This window comes from Roseateles sp. NT4 (assembly GCF_051857475.1).
GTDB lineage: Bacteria > Pseudomonadota > Gammaproteobacteria > Burkholderiales > Burkholderiaceae_C > Pelomonas.
Map to the genome: position 1 here is coordinate 1119590 of NZ_JBPZGZ010000001.1, position 16384 is coordinate 1135973.

Annotated in this window: 13 protein-coding genes; 9 read left to right on the top strand and 4 right to left on the bottom strand. The window is 67.0% G+C overall.

What is annotated here, in order from left to right; genetic code table 11:
• The first annotated feature begins 349 nt into the window (after positions 1 to 349).
• The 9 genes from ACS5PN_RS05245 to ACS5PN_RS05285 are packed head-to-tail and all read left to right on the top strand — an operon-like array spanning position 350 to position 12039.
• Positions 350 to 1471 (top strand): ABC transporter ATP-binding protein, encoded by a 1122-nt coding sequence (locus ACS5PN_RS05245; protein ID WP_439462880.1) that lies wholly within the window; start codon positions 350 to 352, stop codon positions 1469 to 1471.
• A 53-nt stretch (positions 1472 to 1524) separates the two neighbouring features.
• Complete coding sequence (gene malE, locus ACS5PN_RS05250) at positions 1525 to 2709, top strand: maltose/maltodextrin ABC transporter substrate-binding protein MalE (RefSeq protein ID WP_439462881.1); 1185 nt, start codon at positions 1525 to 1527, stop codon at positions 2707 to 2709.
• Positions 2706 to 4286: a maltose ABC transporter permease MalF gene (gene malF / locus ACS5PN_RS05255; RefSeq protein WP_439462882.1), complete on the top strand. Its 1581-nt coding sequence runs from the start codon at positions 2706 to 2708 to the stop codon at positions 4284 to 4286. The genes malE and malF overlap by 4 nt, the downstream gene beginning before the upstream one ends.
• 2 nt (positions 4287 to 4288) lie before the next feature.
• Positions 4289 to 5179, top strand: coding sequence for a maltose ABC transporter permease MalG (malG, locus tag ACS5PN_RS05260; protein WP_439462883.1), 891 nt, complete (start codon positions 4289 to 4291; stop codon positions 5177 to 5179).
• Positions 5176 to 6741 (top strand): alpha-amylase family glycosyl hydrolase, encoded by a 1566-nt coding sequence (locus ACS5PN_RS05265; RefSeq protein ID WP_439462884.1) that lies wholly within the window; start codon positions 5176 to 5178, stop codon positions 6739 to 6741. Before malG ends, ACS5PN_RS05265 begins: the two co-directional genes overlap by 4 nt.
• A 53-nt stretch (positions 6742 to 6794) precedes the next feature.
• Positions 6795 to 9164, top strand: coding sequence for a glycoside hydrolase family 13 protein (locus ACS5PN_RS05270; protein ID WP_439462885.1), 2370 nt, complete (start codon positions 6795 to 6797; stop codon positions 9162 to 9164).
• Positions 9161 to 10042, top strand: a complete 882-nt coding sequence (locus ACS5PN_RS05275; protein WP_439462886.1) for an aldo/keto reductase — start codon at positions 9161 to 9163, stop codon at positions 10040 to 10042. The genes ACS5PN_RS05270 and ACS5PN_RS05275 overlap by 4 nt, the downstream gene beginning before the upstream one ends.
• Positions 10024 to 11100 (top strand): hypothetical protein, encoded by a 1077-nt coding sequence (locus tag ACS5PN_RS05280; protein ID WP_439462887.1) that lies wholly within the window; start codon positions 10024 to 10026, stop codon positions 11098 to 11100. Before ACS5PN_RS05275 ends, ACS5PN_RS05280 begins: the two co-directional genes overlap by 19 nt.
• Positions 11101 to 11148: 48 nt before the next feature.
• Positions 11149 to 12039 carry a hypothetical protein gene (locus tag ACS5PN_RS05285; protein ID WP_439462888.1) on the top strand — a complete coding sequence of 297 codons (891 nt, stop codon included), beginning with the start codon at positions 11149 to 11151 and terminating at the stop codon, positions 12037 to 12039.
• 53 nt (positions 12040 to 12092) lie between these two features.
• Here the strand turns inward: ACS5PN_RS05285 and ACS5PN_RS05290 are convergent, their stop codons facing one another.
• From ACS5PN_RS05290 to ACS5PN_RS05305, 4 genes are read right to left on the bottom strand one after another with little or no spacing between them, the layout of a single operon-like run.
• A complete protein-coding gene (locus ACS5PN_RS05290) occupies positions 12093 to 12932 on the bottom strand; it encodes a PA4780 family RIO1-like protein kinase (RefSeq protein WP_439462889.1) in 840 nt (279 codons plus the stop codon).
• A 22-nt stretch (positions 12933 to 12954) separates the two neighbouring features.
• Positions 12955 to 13689, bottom strand: coding sequence for a sugar nucleotide-binding protein (locus ACS5PN_RS05295; protein WP_439462890.1), 735 nt, complete (start codon positions 13687 to 13689; stop codon positions 12955 to 12957).
• The gene (locus ACS5PN_RS05300) at positions 13686 to 15086 is read right to left on the bottom strand and encodes a glycoside hydrolase family 32 protein (protein ID WP_439462891.1); all 1401 of its coding nucleotides are present in this window, start codon (positions 15084 to 15086) and stop codon (positions 13686 to 13688) included. The genes ACS5PN_RS05295 and ACS5PN_RS05300 overlap by 4 nt, the downstream gene beginning before the upstream one ends.
• The gene (locus ACS5PN_RS05305; RefSeq protein WP_439462892.1) at positions 15083 to 16375 is read right to left on the bottom strand and encodes an alpha-amylase family glycosyl hydrolase; all 1293 of its coding nucleotides are present in this window, start codon (positions 16373 to 16375) and stop codon (positions 15083 to 15085) included. Before ACS5PN_RS05305 ends, ACS5PN_RS05300 begins: the two co-directional genes overlap by 4 nt.
• Positions 16376 to 16384 lie beyond the last annotated feature (9 nt).

The window sequence follows — 16384 nt, forward strand, 5'->3', positions numbered from 1 at the left end:
CCTTGGCGGCAGGCTTGCGTTGAACGGGAAGACGGGTTGGGGTGTTCATCAGTGCCAGCCCCCAGCGACGGGGGCAAGAATGCTACTCGAAGGGCAGCGTTGGGCGAAGTATCGGCCAGCTCCGACCCGTTGTGTAGTTTGACTACATCGGGAAAACCCGCGACGTTTTGCAAACCGTTGATCCATAAGGGTTTCGTGAGGATTCAAGCGGGTTGCCGCTGTTGTTGTCGCGGCTTTGCAAATGTATATTGTCTACAAAGACGGCCAAACAAGAGAAATTTAGCCGTCTCCCGACGAGACAAGCCGGCGTAGTTCAGCAACAGGACGCCCGGCGACAGAAAGGTTAGATGTGGCAGACGTTCGACTGACCGGCGTGGAGAAGGCCTATGGCGACATCCGCATCCTTCATGGCATCGACCTGGAGATCCGCGACGGCGAGTTCATGGTCTTCGTCGGCCCCTCGGGCTGCGGCAAGTCCACGCTGCTGCGCTCCATCGCCGGCCTCGAAGAGATCACGGGGGGCGAGCTGACCATCGGCGGCCGCGTCGTCAACGACGTGCCGCCCAGCGAACGCGGCATCGCCATGGTCTTCCAGTCGTATGCGCTCTACCCGCATATGAATCTGTACGACAACATGGCCTTCGGCCTGAAGCTGGCCAAGGTGCCCAAGGCGGAAATCGAGACCGCCGTGCGCAACGCGGCCAAGATCCTGCATATAGAACATCTGCTGGACCGCAAGCCCAAGGACCTGTCCGGCGGCCAGCGCCAGCGTGTCGCCATCGGCCGCGCCATCGTGCGCAAGCCCGAGGTCTTCCTGTTCGATGAGCCCTTGTCCAACCTCGACGCCGCCCTGCGCGTGCGCATGCGCTACGAGTTCGCCAAGCTGCACGAGGACCTCAAGACCACGATGATCTACGTGACCCACGACCAGGTGGAGGCCATGACCCTGGCCGACCGCATCGTCGTGCTGTCGGCCGGCAAGGTCGAACAGGTCGGCTCACCGCTGGAGCTGTACGAGCATCCGCGCAATCTCTTCGTCGCCGGCTTCATCGGCAGCCCCAAGATGAACTTCATCGCGGGAGAACTGGTCGGGGTCGAAGGCGGCCATGTTGACGTCAAGCTGGCCGGCAGCGGCGTCGTGCTGCAGGCGCGCGTCGACGGCAGTGGCGCCAAGGTGGGCGACAAGGTCACGCTGGGCGTGCGGCCCGAGCACATCCGCCAGGGCGGCCCCGGCAATCTGCTGCAGAGCACGGTAGCCTTCGTCGAATCGCTCGGCGGCATCACCTTCGCCTACTGCCCCTATCCGGGCCTGGAAGAGCCGCTGACCTGCCAGTTCGAAGGCCGCAACGGTGCCGACCGACTGCGCAACGGCCAGGCCCTGGACCTGCACCTGCCGGCCGAGGCGCTGTATGTGTTCGACGCCAACGGCCTCGCGCTGCGCCGCCTGGCCGCGCCGGAGTTGCAGGCATGAAGGCAGCGAAAAGAACACAGCCACAGAGGCACAGAGGCTCAGAGGCCAAGGCCTTGAAAGCTCTTCTGCATGTCTCCGTGTCTCTGTGCCTCTGTGGCGGAATTTCGGCAGCTGCCGCAGAGACACCCAAGCTCCTCGTCTGGATCAACGGCGACAAGGCCTATGGCGGCCTGCAGACCGTTGGCAATGCCTTCGAGAAGATCTCAGGCGTCAAGGTGGTCGTCGAGCACCCGGTCGACCCGACCGACAAATTCCAGCAGGCCGCCGGCGCCGGCAAAGGCCCGGACATCTTCTGCTGGCCGCACGACCGCGTCGGCGAATGGGCCAAAGCCGGCCTGCTGACGCCGCTGCGCCCTTCCGCCAAGCTCAAGGCCGAGTCCGAGGAGCAGGCCTGGAAGGCGCTGAGCTACCGCGGCCGGATCTGGGGCTACCCCATCGCCATCGAGACCACCGGCCTGATCTACAACAAGGCCCTGGTGCCGACGCCCCCGGCCACCTGGGACGAGCTGATCGCCCTCGACAAGAAGCTGCAGGCCAGCGGCAAGCACGCCGTGCTGTGGGACTACAACAAGAGCTTCTTCAGTTGGCCCATGATTGCCGGCGCCGGTGGCGTCATCTTCGGCAAGGACGCGCAAGGCGACTTCGATCCCCGCAAGGTCGACGTCAACAACGAGGGCGCGCTGGCCGGTGCGCAGATGATCGAGCGCCTCATCAAGGATGGCCACATGCCCAAGGGCGCGCGCTACTCCGAGATGGAGGCGGCCTTCGCCCGCGGCGAGGTGGCCATGATGATCTCCGGCCCCTGGGCCTGGGACAACGCGAAGAAGGCCAAGATCGACATCGGCGTGGCCCCCATTCCCGCCGTCATCGCCGGCAAGCCGAGCAAGAGCTTTGTCGGCGTGCTGGGCTGCATGATCTCGGCGCCCAGCAAGAACAAGGACATCGCCAAGGAGTTCATCGAGAACCACCTGATGCGCCCCGAGGCCTTGAAGATCCTGGACGCCAACGTGCCCATCGGCGTGCCGGCCAACAAGGCCTTCTATGCCGAGCTGTCGGTCAACCCGCTGATCGCGGCCAGCATGACCAACGCCCGCAACGGCGCGCCGATTCCCAACATCCCCGAGGTGGGCCGCTTCTGGACCGCGATGGACGCGGCCCTGGAAGCCATCACCAACGGCCTGCAAAGCCCCAAGGACGCGCTCGATGGCGCGGCCGCACGGATGCTGCTGAACAAATGAACGCTGCCACCTCCTCCACGCTGGGACAGGGCAGCTACTCGACGCTGCCGCCCTCGCTGACCGAGCGCCTGTCCAAGCTGCTGTACTGGCCCGCCGCGCTGGCGTTGATCGTTGGCGCCCTCTATCTGGTCTTCGTCGTCTACACGACCGGCCAGGCCGCCTGGGCTGCGGGCCTGCTGGTGCTGTTCACGGCCGGCTTCTACGTCTACCTGAGCCGCGGCGGCTTTGCCTGGCGCTACCTCTTCCCCGGCATCGCCGGCATGCTGATCTTCATCGCCTTCCCGCTGGTCTACACGGCGCAGATCGGCTTCACCAACTACTCCAGCACCCATCTGCTCAGCGAAAGCCGCGTGCGCGAATACCTGCTGGAACAGCATGACGCCGTCGAGGACCAGGTGCTGGCCTACAGCCTGCATGCCAGCGGCGCCGAATACCGCCTGGTGCTGCGCGAGGGTGAAGCCGCACCGCGCTGGGTGTCGCCGCCATTGGCCCTGCGCGCTGGCAAGGAAGTGCGTGTCGATGTGGCGGCAGCCGAAGCAGCTTCCGCACCGGCCGACACCGCCCTGCCCTTGCCCGAGCTGATCAAGCACCGCGAGGCGCTCGCCAAGCTGGTGCTGGTGATGCCCGACAAGACCGAGTTGCACTACCTCGGCCTGCGCGAGTTCGGCCCGGTCAAGCCACAGTGGACGGCGAATGCCGACGGAAGCCTCACGCGCACCGCTGATGGCGCTGTCTTCATCGCCAACCGCGACACCGGCTTCTTCCAGACCGCCACCGGCGAGACCCTGCAGCCCGGCTTCAAGGCCTTCATCGGCGCGGCCAACTACGCCCGCATGCTGTTCGACGCCGAGTTCCGCGGGCCCTTCCTGTCCATCTTCACGTGGACGGTGGTGTTCTCGGCGCTGACGGTGTTCTTCGCTACGGCCATCGGCATGCTGTTCGCGGTGATGCTGAACTGGGAGGGCATGAAGTACCGCACCACCTACCGCACCCTGCTCTTCCTGCCTTATGCGGTGCCGGGCTTCATCTCCATCCTGGTCTTCAAGGGCCTGTTCAACCAGAACTTCGGCGAGATCAACGCCATCCTGAACGCGCTGTTCGGCGTCAAGCCGGCGTGGTTCGCCGATCCGCTGCTGGCCAAGACCATGCTGGTCATCGTCAACGTCTGGCTGGGCTACCCCTACGTGATGATCCTCTGCTCCGGCTTGCTGAAAGCGATCCCGGCCGACCTTTACGAAGCCTCGGCCCTGGCCGGCGCCAGCCCCGCGACCAACTTCTTCAAGATCACCGCGCCGCTGATCATCAAGCCGCTGGCGCCACTGCTGGTCAGCGCCTTCGCCTTCAACTTCAACAACTTCGTGCTGATCGCGCTGCTGACCGACGGCCGGCCGGACTTTTTGTCCACCAAGCTGCCGGCGGGCCAGACCGACATCCTCGTCAGCTACACCTACCGCATCGCCTTCCGCGACTCGGGCTCGGACTTCGGCCTGGCCGCGGCGATCTCGACGCTGATCTTCTTCCTGGTCGCGGCGCTGTCCCTCATCAACCTCCGCTTGTCGGCAAAGGCGCAGAAGTAATCATGGCCATCGTCCTCGGCAAACAAGCCCGCTGGCGCACCTTCAGCGCCCACGCGGTGATGTGGATCTTCATCGCCATCACCCTCTTCCCGCTGCTGGCCGTCGTGTCCATCTCGCTGCGCCCCGGCAACTTCGCCACCGGCAGCCTGATCCCGACCGAGATCAGCCTGGAGCACTGGAAGCTGGCGCTGGGCATTCCGTATCAAGCGGCCGATGGCAGCCTGGTGCAGCCACCCTTCCCCGTGCTGACCTGGCTGTGGAACTCCATCAAGATCGCCACCGCCTCGGCCTTCCTCATCGTCGCCATCTCGACGACGGCGGCCTATGCCTTCGCGCGGCTCAAGTTCAGTTTCAGCAAGCCGGTGCTCAACGGCATGCTGCTGCTGCAGATGTTCCCGCCCGTGCTGGCCTTGGTGGCCATCTTTGCCATCTTCGAGACCATCGGCAATTACGTGCCGGCCCTGGGCGTCGAGACCCATGCCGGCCTGGTGCTGGCCTACCTCGGCGGCATCGCCACGCATGTGTGGACCATCAAGGGCTACTTCGAGACCATCCCGGTCGAGATCGAGGAGAACGCCAAGGTCGACGGCGCCACGCACTGGCAGGCCTTCTCGCGCGTACTGCTGCCCATGGCCGTGCCCATCCTGATGGTGGTCTTCGTGCTGGCCTTCATCGGCACCATCATCGAGTACCCGGTCGCCTCCATCCTGCTGCGGGAAGAGGGCAACCTGACACTGGCCGTCGGCTCCAAATACTTCCTGCACGACCAGCGTTTCCTGTGGGGCGACTTCGCGGCTGCGGCCGTGCTGTCGGGCCTGCCCATCACGCTGGTCTTCCTGCTCGCCCAGCGCTGGATCGTGTCCGGGCTGACCGCTGGGGGGGTCAAAGGATGAAGCGTCAGATCGCCGCAGCGGGCCTGGCCCTGCTCGGCGCTCTGACGGCGCATGCCGGCCCCTATGAGGACCGTGAGCGCGACTGGCGCAACGGCGCGGTCGTCTACCAGATCATCGTGGACCGCTTCGTGCCGTCAAAAGACCTGGCCGCCAAGCGCGACTTCTACCCGGCACCCAAGCGCCTGCGCGAATGGAACGAGGCGCCCACACCCGGGCCCTACCTCGAGGCCGAGAAGCTGGCGGCCCACGAGCTGGATTTCTGGGGCGGCGACCTCGCCAGCGCCACCTCCAAGCTCGGCTACGTCCAGCAGCTGGGCGCCGATGTGCTCTACATCAACCCCATCCATCAGGCCTATACCAACCACAAGTACGACGCCCTGGACTTCAAGGCCATCTCGCCCGAGTACGGCAACCGCGAAGACTTCAAGCGCCTGGCGGCCGAAGCGCATAGACGCAGCCTCAAGGTCGTGCTTGACGGTGTCTTCAACCACATGGGCCGCAACTCCCCGGCCTTCAAGGCGGCGATGGCCGACCCCATGAGTCGCTGGCGCGACTGGTTCGCCATGGGGCCGCAGTACGCGGGTGGCGCGCGCGCCTGGACGGGCTTCCAGAACCTGCCGGAACTCAATCTCGAGTCCCCTGCCGTGCGGCGCTATCTCTACGAAGCCCCCGACTCCGTCGTGCGCAGCTATCTGCGTGACGGTGCGGATGGCTGGCGGCTGGACACGGCCTTCGAGCTCGGCCCGACGTATCTCGCGGCGCTGACCAAGTCGGCCCACACGCAAAAGCCCGGCTCGCTGGTCGTTGGCGAAATCGTCAACTACCCCGGCGAGTGGCTGAAGTCCATCGACGCGGTCATGAACTTCACGCTGCGCCAGATCATCAACGGCACCGCCGGCGGCGAGCTGGACGGGCCGACGGCCGGCCGCATGATCGACCGCATGGTGCGCGACGCCGGTATCGAGCCTCTGCTGAAGTCCTGGATCGTCATCGACAACCACGACATCCCCCGCATCGTCAGCCAGTGGCCCGACGCGGCCCAGCGCCGCTTCGTTCAGGCCCTGCAGTTCACGCTGCCCGGCGCGCCCAACCTCTACTACGGTGTGGAAGTCGGCATGGAAGGCGGCACCGATCCGGCCAACCGCGGTCCCATGCGCTGGGACCTCTTCAAGGACGACAACCCCGAAACCGTCTGGGTCCGCAAGCTCATAGCCATGCACAAGGCCCATCGCGCCCTTCGCGTGGGCGACTTCCGCCTCGTCGAGTCGGCCAGGCTGCTCGCCTTCGAGCGCCACACCGACAAGGCGCTGGACACCCTCATCGTGGTCGCCAACCCTTCCGACCAGCCCGTGCGCGACCGGCTGATGGTGGCGAACTGGGCCCTGATGGACGACACGCCGCTGATCGACATGCTGGGCCTGGTGCCCGCCACGCCGGGCGCAGCGCCGCCGACCCTGGGTTCGGGCTTCGTCACCGTCGACGTGCCCGCCCATGGCGTGCTTGTGCTGAAGCCTGTACCGCGCGAACTGGGCGGCTACAACCGCTACAAGCGCGTCCACTGAAGGCGCCACTCCGATTCCACCTGCCGCGGCCGCGGCATGACCGATTGCCCCTCATGCTCAAGCTCTTCACGCTTTGCCTGGCGCTGCTGGCGCCGGCGGCCCACGCCGCCTCCGGCTGCAAGCCCGCACCGCTCGGCGACGCCACCGTCTACCTGCGCGGCGGCCTCAACAACTGGTCCGCCCAGGACGAACAGGCCTTCCAGTACCGCTGCGACGCCTACTACCTGAACGTGGCCGCCAAGGGCACGCAGGAGTTCAAAGTCGCGGATGAGGACTGGACGGCCAACCTGACCTTTGGTGGTGATGCCAAGGGCAACCCGGCGCGTGGAGCCACCGGCAATCTGAAGCGCGAGTTCAGCGGCCAGAACACCTTGCGCCTGGCCATCGCCGCCGACGGCAGCGCAACGCTCGCGGTAGGCCCCAAGACCTTCAAGCCCACGCCGCCCAAGCCCCTCACCGACAAGGCCGCGCTGACAACCCGCTTCGACTCGCGCAACACCGAGTTCAAGGCACCTTTCGGCGCCCAGCCGGCCGGCAGCGAGATCAGCTTTTCCATCGGCAACGACGTGCCCGGCCTCCAGCGCGCCACCCTCGTCATCGAGCGCCGCAACATGAGCGGCAACCAGGAGCAACTGGCGTATGAGCCCGTCGCCCGCATCGCCATGACGCCGCAGCCGCGGGGCTTCGGCACCGGCTTCACGGCCCGGCATGCCTTCACGGCAACGGGCATCTACGGCTACTGGTTCGAGATCGAGACCGACCAGGGCAAGTACGCGCTGCAGAACAACAAGGACCCCATCTACTGGACTCGCGAGAAGGGCTCCATGGGCCGCGCTTCGGTGGAGCGCCTGCCGTCCAACCTGAACCGCGTGCGCCGCTACCGCCAGACCGTCTACGCGCCCGGATTCCAGGTGCCAGCCTGGGCCCAGGACATCGTCTACTACTACGTCTTCCCCGAGCGCTTCCGCAATGGCGACAAGGCCAACGACCCGCGCCCGGGCGGCGGCCGGCCACAGGACCGCTACCAGGACCGCGATGTCGAACGCCACGCCAAGTGGAACGAGAAGCCCTTCAAGCCCAACACCGGTGACGGCTCCGACACCCTCTACAACAACGACTTCTTCGGCGGCGACCTCGCCGGCATCATCGAAAAGCTCGACTACATCAAGAGCCTGGGCGCCAACGCGATCTATCTGACGCCGGTCTTCCGCGCCCCCAGCAATCACAAGTACGACGCGGCGGACTACAAGAACATCGACCCGGCCTTCGGCAGCAACGAGGACTTCACGCGACTGTGCGAAGAGGCCGCCAAGCGCGGCATCCGCGTCATCCCCGACACCTCGCTGAACCACGTCGGCGCCGACTCGCCCTACTTCAACCGCTACGGCAACTTCCCGGCCGGCGGCGCCTTCGACAACGGCAAGCCCAATCCTGCGTCGCCCTACTACGGCTGGTTCAAGTTCAGGCCCGAAGAAACCGAGCCGAACAAGCAATACCAGGGTTGGGCCGGCGTCAGCGACCTGCCCGAGATCGACAAGAACAACCCGTCCTTCCGCGCCTATGCCTACCGCGACAAGGACTCGGTCACCAACACCTGGCTGAACCGCGGCGCGGCCGGCTGGCGCATGGACGTGGCGCCCTGGGTGCCCGACGATTTCTGGCGCGAATGGCGCCAGGCCGTGAAGGCGAAAAAGCCCGACGCGCTGACGGTGGCCGAGACCTGGTTCGACAGCTCGAAGTACTTCCTCGGCGACATGTTCGACTCGACGATGAACTACATCTTCCGCAACGCCGTGCTGGACTACGCCGCCGGCAAGAGCGGCAAGCTGATGGCCGCCAACCTGGAGCTGATGCGCGAGGCCTACCCGCCCCAGGCCTTCTCGGCGCTGATGAACCTGTTGTCGACCCACGACCAGCCGCGCGCCCTGCATCACTTCGGCGAGGACCGCGACCTGGCGCTGGCCAAGCAGCGCCTGCGCCTGGCCGTCTTCTTCCAGATGACCTACCCCGGCTCGCCGACCATCTACTACGGCGACGAAGTGGGCCTGGGCGGTGGCGACGATCCCTACAACCGCGCGCCCTACCCCTGGGCCGATGAAGGCGGCAAGCCCGACGAGGCCCTGCTGGCCGACTTCAAGCGCCTGACAAAACTGCGCCACGACCTGCCGGTGCTGCGCCACGGCAAGCTGAGCGAGCCGCTGCTCGTCGACGACCACGTCGTCGTGCTGGCCCGCCAGGACGGTGCGACCTGGGCCATCACGGCCACCAACAACAGCGACAAGCCGCGCAGCATCAGCATCGACCTGCCCTTCCCCGCCGACCAGTTGCGCGACGCGTTCGACGGCAAGCCCGTGGCCGTCAAGAACGGCAGCCTCCAACTCACCGTGCCGCCCCTGTTCGGCCGCGTCCTCATCACCCCATGATCCTGAATCCCCTCGGCCACACCGGCCTGCGCGTCTCGGCCCTCGGCTTCGGCGCCATGCACATCAACGACCAGCGCACGACCGAAGCGGAGGCCGGCGCCCTGCTCAACCATGTGCTGGACCTTGGCATCAACCTCATCGACACCGCCCGCGGCTATGGCTTGAGCGAGGAGCGCATCGGCCGCCACATCGCCCGCCGCCGCGCCGACTTCGTGCTGTCCACCAAGGTCGGCTATGGCGTCGAAGGCGTACCCGACTGGACGTATGACTGCGTCGTGCAGGGCATCGAGCGCGCCCTGAAGCTGATGAAGACCGACTGGCTGGACATCGTCCACCTGCATTCCTGCCCCCTGCATGTGCTGGAGCAGGGCGACGTGGCCCGCGCGCTGAATGACTGCCGCCAGGCCGGCAAGCTGCGCGTGGCGGCCTACTCGGGCGACAACGCCGAGATCGACTTCGCGATCGACAGCGGCGCCTTCGGCAGCCTGCAGACTTCCATCAGCCTCTGCGACCAGGCCCACCTCAAGACCCGCGCCGCGCGGGCCGACCATGCCGGCATCGGCGTCATCGCCAAGCGCCCGCTGGCCGGTGCGGTCTGGCGCCATGCCCAGCGCCCCGACGACTTCGCCGAAGGCCAGTACTGGGACCGCTTCAAGGCCATGGGCATCCCGAACGCCGAGGACTGGGCGGACGTGGCCTTGCGCTTCGCCGCCTTCCACACGGGTGCCGCCAGCGCCATCGTCGGTACCGCGAAACCGGCCAATCTGCGCCGCAACCTCGACGCCATCGAGCGCGGCCCGCTGCCGGCCGAGCTGGTCGTCGCCATCCGGGCCGCCTTCGATCGTCAGGGTGGCGATGCATGGCCGGGGCTGATCTGACGCTGGACGAACAGCGCCAGCAGGCCAATCTGGCCTTCATTGCCAGCGGTGCGGAGTTCGCCTTTGGCGACGCGCTCGCCCTGCCCTTGCCGGTGGCCGAGTTGCAGGCGCTGACCGCAGACAGCCCTGGCGTCGAAGCCCTCCACGACGGCGGCCTGACCGCCGAGGTGCTGTGCCTCAACCACGCCGGCCGTCGCTGGGCCATCAAGCGCGCCCGCGCCGAATGCCGGGTGCGCAACCCTGATGGCCAGACCTCCTTCCTGAACGAACTGCAGCGCCACGCCGAACTGGCTCCGCTGGATCTGGCGGGCATCGTCAAACCCATTTACTGTTCATCGCGTGCTGGCCTCGTCGTGTCGCCGTGGCTAGACGGCCGCCACCCCGGCGTGTTGGACGAGCGCCAGGCCCGCAGCTTGCTCCAAGCCGGCTGCGCGCTGATCGAGCACGGCTTCTTCGAATGGGACTACAGCGCCGGCAATCTGCTGGACGATGGCGAACGCCTCTGGCTCTACGACTTCGGCTACTGCTACCGCTTTGACCCGCTGACGCAGCTCAACAGCGCGGGCGACGGCCGCGACTGCCCGCAGTTCCATCTGGCCGAACGCATCGAAGGCCGACACCTCTTTGGCGCGCTGCTCGACGCGGGCAGCGATGACGAGGCACTGCCGCATTTCCTCACCTTCAAGCGGCTAGCGGCTCAGGCCTACGAAAGCCTTGCGGAGCGCCTGGCCAGGCGCGGTGCAACAACGGCGGTGCTCGACCACTACCGCGGCCTGGCCACGCGCTGGCACAATGAACTGACCCATGCACCGGGTCAGCTCTACCTCGCCAATGCTTGGCAAGCCCACAGCAGCGACCTCGACGACGACCTGCGCGGCCGTTCCTGCACGTCGCGCACGCTGCGGCGTGCGCAATGGCTGCAACAGGCGCTGCGGGAACACGGCCTCACTTTGCGCGACAGCGGCGCCCTCGCAGCCGAGGATGCTGTGCTGAACGACGTCGCGCTGCTCGCCCACCTGCGCGAACGCGAACTCGAGGCGCAGCGCCACCAGCTCTGAGGCCAGGGATAACCCGAGATTTCACCGCCTGCTTCATGATGCGGCCCGATGCCCGTGATCTCCACGTCGATCCGCCGCCGCGCCCTGCTGAGCCTGCCCCTGCTGCTGGCGGCCCGGCCGCTGATGGCCCAGCCGGGCGAGCCCGTGCGCCTGCCGCGCCACATCAGCATGCCCGACCCGCAGCTGGCCTATGTGCGCCGCATCGTCGAGCTGGCCCTGAGCCGCGGCAGCAACCGGCTGGCCATCCATCCGGTTGACCTCGACATGACCCAGGGCCGCACCCTGGTCGAACTGGCCGCCGGCCATGCGCCTATCGACCTGATGTGGACCATGACGGACATCCAGCGCGAATCCAGCGGCCTGCTGCCGGTGCGCATCCCCATCGACCGCGGTCTGCTGGGCTGGCGGCTGCTGCTGGTGCGCAAGAGCGAACTGGCGCAGTGGCAGCGCGTGCGCACGCTGAAGGACCTCAGGCAGCGCATGGCCGGCCAGGGCCATGACTGGCCCGACACGGCCATCCTGCGCGCCAACGGCCTGCAGGTGGGCACCAGCAGCGGCTACGACGCGCTCTTTCGCATGCTGGCCGCCGGCCGCATCGACTATTTCCCGCGCTCCATCCTCGAGATCGACGCCGAGATGGCCGGCGGCCACTATCCCGAGCTGGCCATCGCCCCCGACCTGATGCTGCACTACCCCGCAGCGGCCTACCTCTTCGTCAGCCCGACCCGCCCGGACCTGGCGGCCGAACTGAAGACCGGGCTCGAGGCGGCGATTGCCGACGGCAGCTTCCAGCGCCTGCACCGCGAGCAGTACGCCGCCGTCATCAAGGTCCACCCCATAGCGCCGGACCGCGTCATCAAGCTCAGCAACCCGCTGCTGCCGCCCGAGACGCCTATCCAGCGCAAGGAGTTGTGGCTGCAGCCCGGCGAAATCAGCTGACCAGGGCCTGTTAGCGCTACGGCAATGGGCCGTTGCCGTAGTGCTAACAGGCCCTAGCTCATGCGCAGCAGGCGCTCCGCTTCCTCGCGCCGCGCATCCTCGATCTCGCGCAGCACGCCCGACAGGTCCACCTCGCCCTGCTTGCGCTCGTAGCGCCCCGTCAACGGCGTGTCGGGTACCAGCAGGCCGGCGGCATAGAGCGACCAGATCTCCGGGCCGTACTGCGTGCCAAGCAGCGACGGCGCATGCTGGCCGAAGAAGTTGCGCAGGTTGTCCACATCGCGCATCAGCATGCGCGGCGCATGGTTGTTGCCGGCGGCGTCCACCGCCTGCGGCAGGTCGATGATGACGGGCCCGTCGGCGGCCAGCAGCACATTGAACTCGGACAAGTCGCCGTGGATGACGCCGGCGCAGAGCATGCGCACCACCTCGCCGATCAGCGTGGCGTGGTGCTGGCGCGCCTCGGCGTCGCTGAAGGTCAGGTCGTTCAGGCGTGGCGCCGCATCGCCATCCTCATCGGCCACCAGCTCCATCAACAGCACGCCGTCATGAAAGTTGTCGGGCCGCGGCACGCGCACGCCAGCGGCGGCGAGGCGGTAGAGCGCATCGACCTCGGCGCTCTGCCACGCGGCTTCCTGCTGCTGGCGGCCGTAGGCAGTGCGCTTGCTCATGGCACGTGCCTGGCGGCTGTTGCGGACCTTGCGGTTCTCGGTGTAGTCGACGGCCTGGCGGAAGCCCCGCTTGTTGGCCTCCTTGTAGACCTTGGCGGCGCAGGTGTCGTCGCCACAGCGCACGACATAGACATCGGCTTCCTTGCCGCTCTTGAGCTGGCGCACGACGCTGTCGATCAGGCCTTCGTCAATCAGTGCCTGCAGGCGGGCGGGTGCTTTCATGACCCGATTGTCGGGCCCTTCGCTATCGGGCCAGACGCGCGGACAAGGGGGGCAGGCGGCTGGGCCCGCCCACCAGGCGCTGGTCGTGCCGGTAGTCGTGGTTCACCTCGACGCGCCAGTCGCGTCCGAAGGCGTTGGCGAGCGCGCGGGCCACCTCGTCAAATCGCCACGCCTCTTCGGCATTGCTGTCCAGATGATGCACGCCGGGCAGCGGCCGCTCGATCAGCGCCAGCAGGGCCGCGGCCGTGTCGGTCATGAAGGAGCAGGCCGGTGTCCAGGCACGGCTGGCCGCCACGCGACCCTCGCGCTGCTGCCACCCGTCCAGCGCCATCAGCATGTTGTTGCCGGCCTGGGTCGGGTCGATCTGCCAGCCGATGCGGGCGATGACGGGCGTCTCGCTGGCCAGCAGGATGGCGTTCTCGCAGTCGATCTTGTAGCGGCCGTAGTCGTCCCTGGCGCTGCGGTCGTCGGCCACGTCGTGCGGGCCATCGGGCGCGTGGTCGAAGACCATGGCCGTGCTGGTGAACAGCAGGTTGTGGCAGCGCTCGGCGAGAAAGCCCGCAAAGCGCGCCGACCCCATGCCCAGATGAGCCACGGCGTCCACGGACTGCGCGGACAGCCAGGCGCCCGACAGCTTTTCGTCGTCGGGGTTTACGGCGGCCCGGTCCCAGCCAATGACCTGATGCCCGGCCGCGCGCGCGACTTCGGCCAGGCGCGGCGCCAAGGTGCCGTTCAGGCCAGTGATGAGGATCTTCATGCGTCCAAGGGCCAGAGGGTCAGCACGCTGCGCAGCCAGTCGCCGCTGCCCTGCTTCAGCACGGCCACGCCATCGCTGGCAGGACCGGGATAGATGACTTCGGTCAGGGCCACGCGGCCGTCGCCCGAGAAAACCTCGACGGAGCAGCGGTCAACGATGACGCGCAGCGCCAGCGGCCCGCTTGCGCCGGCCCAAGCCTGCTCACGTCGACCTTGCCAGGCTGCGGCGCTGGGGATGTGGCCGCTGCGGCTGCGATCGATCCACACCAGACCGCGGCGATGGTCGATGCCGATCTGCGTCGACTCGCCGCCAGGCCCGCAACGCACATCCAGCGTCGACGCCTCAGCCTTGCCGGGGTCCAGCTCCCAGTGCAGCTCCAGCACATCACCCGCCGCATCGACAAGGCCGGCGCCGGCGAGATGACGGGCCGTGCCGCGCAGCGCTTCGGTCGACACCGGCGACTGCAACAGCCGCCAGCCCTCGGCTGTCTGCGCCAGGGCCAGCTCGCGCGGCAGGCTCATGGCGCCCCGCCAGGGCAGCGTCGGCGTGTATTTGGCATAGGCATGCTGGTTCATCCAGGCCAGCCAGACGGGCGCACGCCCCTCGGCCAAGCCGGCGAAGGACAAGGCCGCATAGAAGTCGCTGCCCTGGTCGGCCCAGAAGGCCTCGGTCTCGGCCTTGAAACCCTCGCCGTCGAAGCGGCCCACCCAGCATTGCGCGCCGCTGCCGGCGGGGTGGCCTTCGAAGGTGTCGACCTTGAGCAGCCAACGGTCCTGATCCGGGAAGTGGATCAGGTCGGGGCATTCCCAGATCGCGCTGGTGCAGCCGGTGGGGCCGAAATGGCTGCGCAAGGCCCAGTCGCGCAGATTGGCGCTGGCATAGAAGGCCACGCGCCTCTCCTCGGGCAGCACCACGCCCATGATCCAGCGGCCGGTCGCCTCATGCCAGAACACCTTGGGATCGCGGAACTCCTTCAGGCCCAGGTCCAGCACCGGGTTGCCGGCGTACTTCGTCCACGTCAGGCCGCGGTCCAGGCTGAAGGCCAGCTCCTGGGCCTGGCCGCCTTCGGGGCGGCGCAAACAACCGGTGTAGCAGGCGACCCAGGCACCGGCGCCGAAGCCAGCCGTGCCTGCGTGGTCGATGACCAGGCTGCCCGAGTAGATGGAGGCGCGTTCGTCCTCGGGGATGGCGATGGGCAGTTCGGTCCAGTGCAGCAGGTCGGGGCTGGTGGCATGGCCCCAGCTCATATGGCCCCAGACATCGCCGAAGGGGTTGTGCTGGAAGAACAGGTGGTAGAGCCCCGTGGCCGCGTCGAAGACGAGGCCGTTGGGGTCGTTGATCCAGTTCTTCTGCGCGGCGAAGTGGATGGCGGGCCTGAAGCCGGGGGTGGCGTTCACAACAGCAGCCACCCCCAGGGCTTGAGCTTGCGGCCTTGCCAGGTGTGCGGCGTCTTGGACAGGTTGACGGCCACCTTCACGACGTCAGCTCCCTGGCGGCGTTCGAAGGCGACGACATCGGGCGGACTGTCCAGCAGCTGGACCGGCGCACCGTACTGCCCGGCCGCCAACGCCGGATGCTTGTGCTTCAGCATGATGAGCTGGTGATAGAAGCTGGCCAGCTCATGCTGCTTCCAGGCGATGGGGTCCTTCTCGAAGAACTCCAGCTTCTTCGTCAGGCGCGACTCCTGGCCGTTGTAGATCAGCGGCATGCCCGGCAGCGTGAAGGTCAGCACCGCCAGGGCCTGGTAGGCGTCGCCATAAAGATCGGCGTCGGTGCCATGCCAGGAGTTGAAGTCGTGGTTGCTGGTGAAGCGCATGCGGTAGGCATCCGCGGGATAGCCATTCGCAGGGCTCTGCTGCTTGGTCAGCCATTCACGCAGCAACGGCGCGCCCGCCTCGCCTTTGCCGATCTTCTTGAAGACCTGGTCGGCCAGGTCCCAGGAGTAGGTCATGTCGAAGGCGCCGCTGGTGTGCAGGTCGACGGCGTCGGACTCGGCCAGCATGAACATGGGCTTGGTCGCTTCCAGCTCCTTGCGGGCGCGCACCCAGAAGTCGGTGGGCACCAGGCTGGCCACGTCGCAGCGGAAGCCGTCCAGGTCGGTCTCGCGCACCCAGAACTTCATCGCGTCGATCATGGCTATGCGCAGGCCTTCGCTGCCGTAGTTCAGCGCGACGACGTCGTCCCAATGCTCTTCGCTGGGCTGGCCTTCGTTGAAGGTGACGGCATGGATCTCGCCCTTGGCATTGAGCTTGTACCAATCCTTGTGGGCCGTGGCCCAGCCATGGTCCCAGGCGGTGTGGTTGGCCACCCAGTCGAGGATGACCTTGAAGCCCAGTTGGTGGGCCTCGGCCACGAAGGCCTTGGCATCGGCCAGCGTGCCGAACTCGGGGTTGACGGCGGTGTAGTCGCTGATCGAGTAATAGCTGCCCAGCGTGCCCTTGCGGTTGACTTTGCCGATGGGTTGCACCGGCATCAGCCACAGGATGTCGACACCCAGTTTCTTCAGCCGCGGCAGATCGGACTGCACGGCCTTGAAGGTGCCAGCCTGCGAGTACTGCCGGACGTTGATCTGGTAGATGACGGCTTGGCGCGACCAGGGCAGATGGGGCATGTCTTGAGGGGCGCTCATGGCGGGCAACATGACGGAGGAGGCAGCTGCGGTCAGCACGGTGCGGCGGGTGGGCATGTGGTCCTC

Bases quoted from the DNA above. Each gene is read 5' to 3' on its own strand.
- malF (WP_439462882.1), top strand. From the start codon at position 2,706: ATGAACGCTGCCACCTCCTCCACGCTGGGACAGGGCAGCTACTCGACG.
- malG (WP_439462883.1), top strand. From the start codon at position 4,289: ATGGCCATCGTCCTCGGCAAACAAGCCCGCTGGCGCACCTTCAGCGCC.
- ACS5PN_RS05265 (WP_439462884.1), top strand. From the start codon at position 5,176: ATGAAGCGTCAGATCGCCGCAGCGGGCCTGGCCCTGCTCGGCGCTCTG.
- ACS5PN_RS05270 (WP_439462885.1), top strand. From the start codon at position 6,795: ATGCTCAAGCTCTTCACGCTTTGCCTGGCGCTGCTGGCGCCGGCGGCC.
- ACS5PN_RS05275 (WP_439462886.1), top strand. From the start codon at position 9,161: ATGATCCTGAATCCCCTCGGCCACACCGGCCTGCGCGTCTCGGCCCTC.
- ACS5PN_RS05280 (WP_439462887.1), top strand. From the start codon at position 10,024: ATGGCCGGGGCTGATCTGACGCTGGACGAACAGCGCCAGCAGGCCAAT.
- ACS5PN_RS05285 (WP_439462888.1), top strand. From the start codon at position 11,149: ATGCCCGTGATCTCCACGTCGATCCGCCGCCGCGCCCTGCTGAGCCTG.
- ACS5PN_RS05290 (WP_439462889.1), bottom strand. From the start codon at position 12,932: ATGAAAGCACCCGCCCGCCTGCAGGCACTGATTGACGAAGGCCTGATC.
- ACS5PN_RS05295 (WP_439462890.1), bottom strand. From the start codon at position 13,689: ATGAAGATCCTCATCACTGGCCTGAACGGCACCTTGGCGCCGCGCCTG.
- ACS5PN_RS05305 (WP_439462892.1), bottom strand. From the start codon at position 16,375: ATGCCCACCCGCCGCACCGTGCTGACCGCAGCTGCCTCCTCCGTCATG.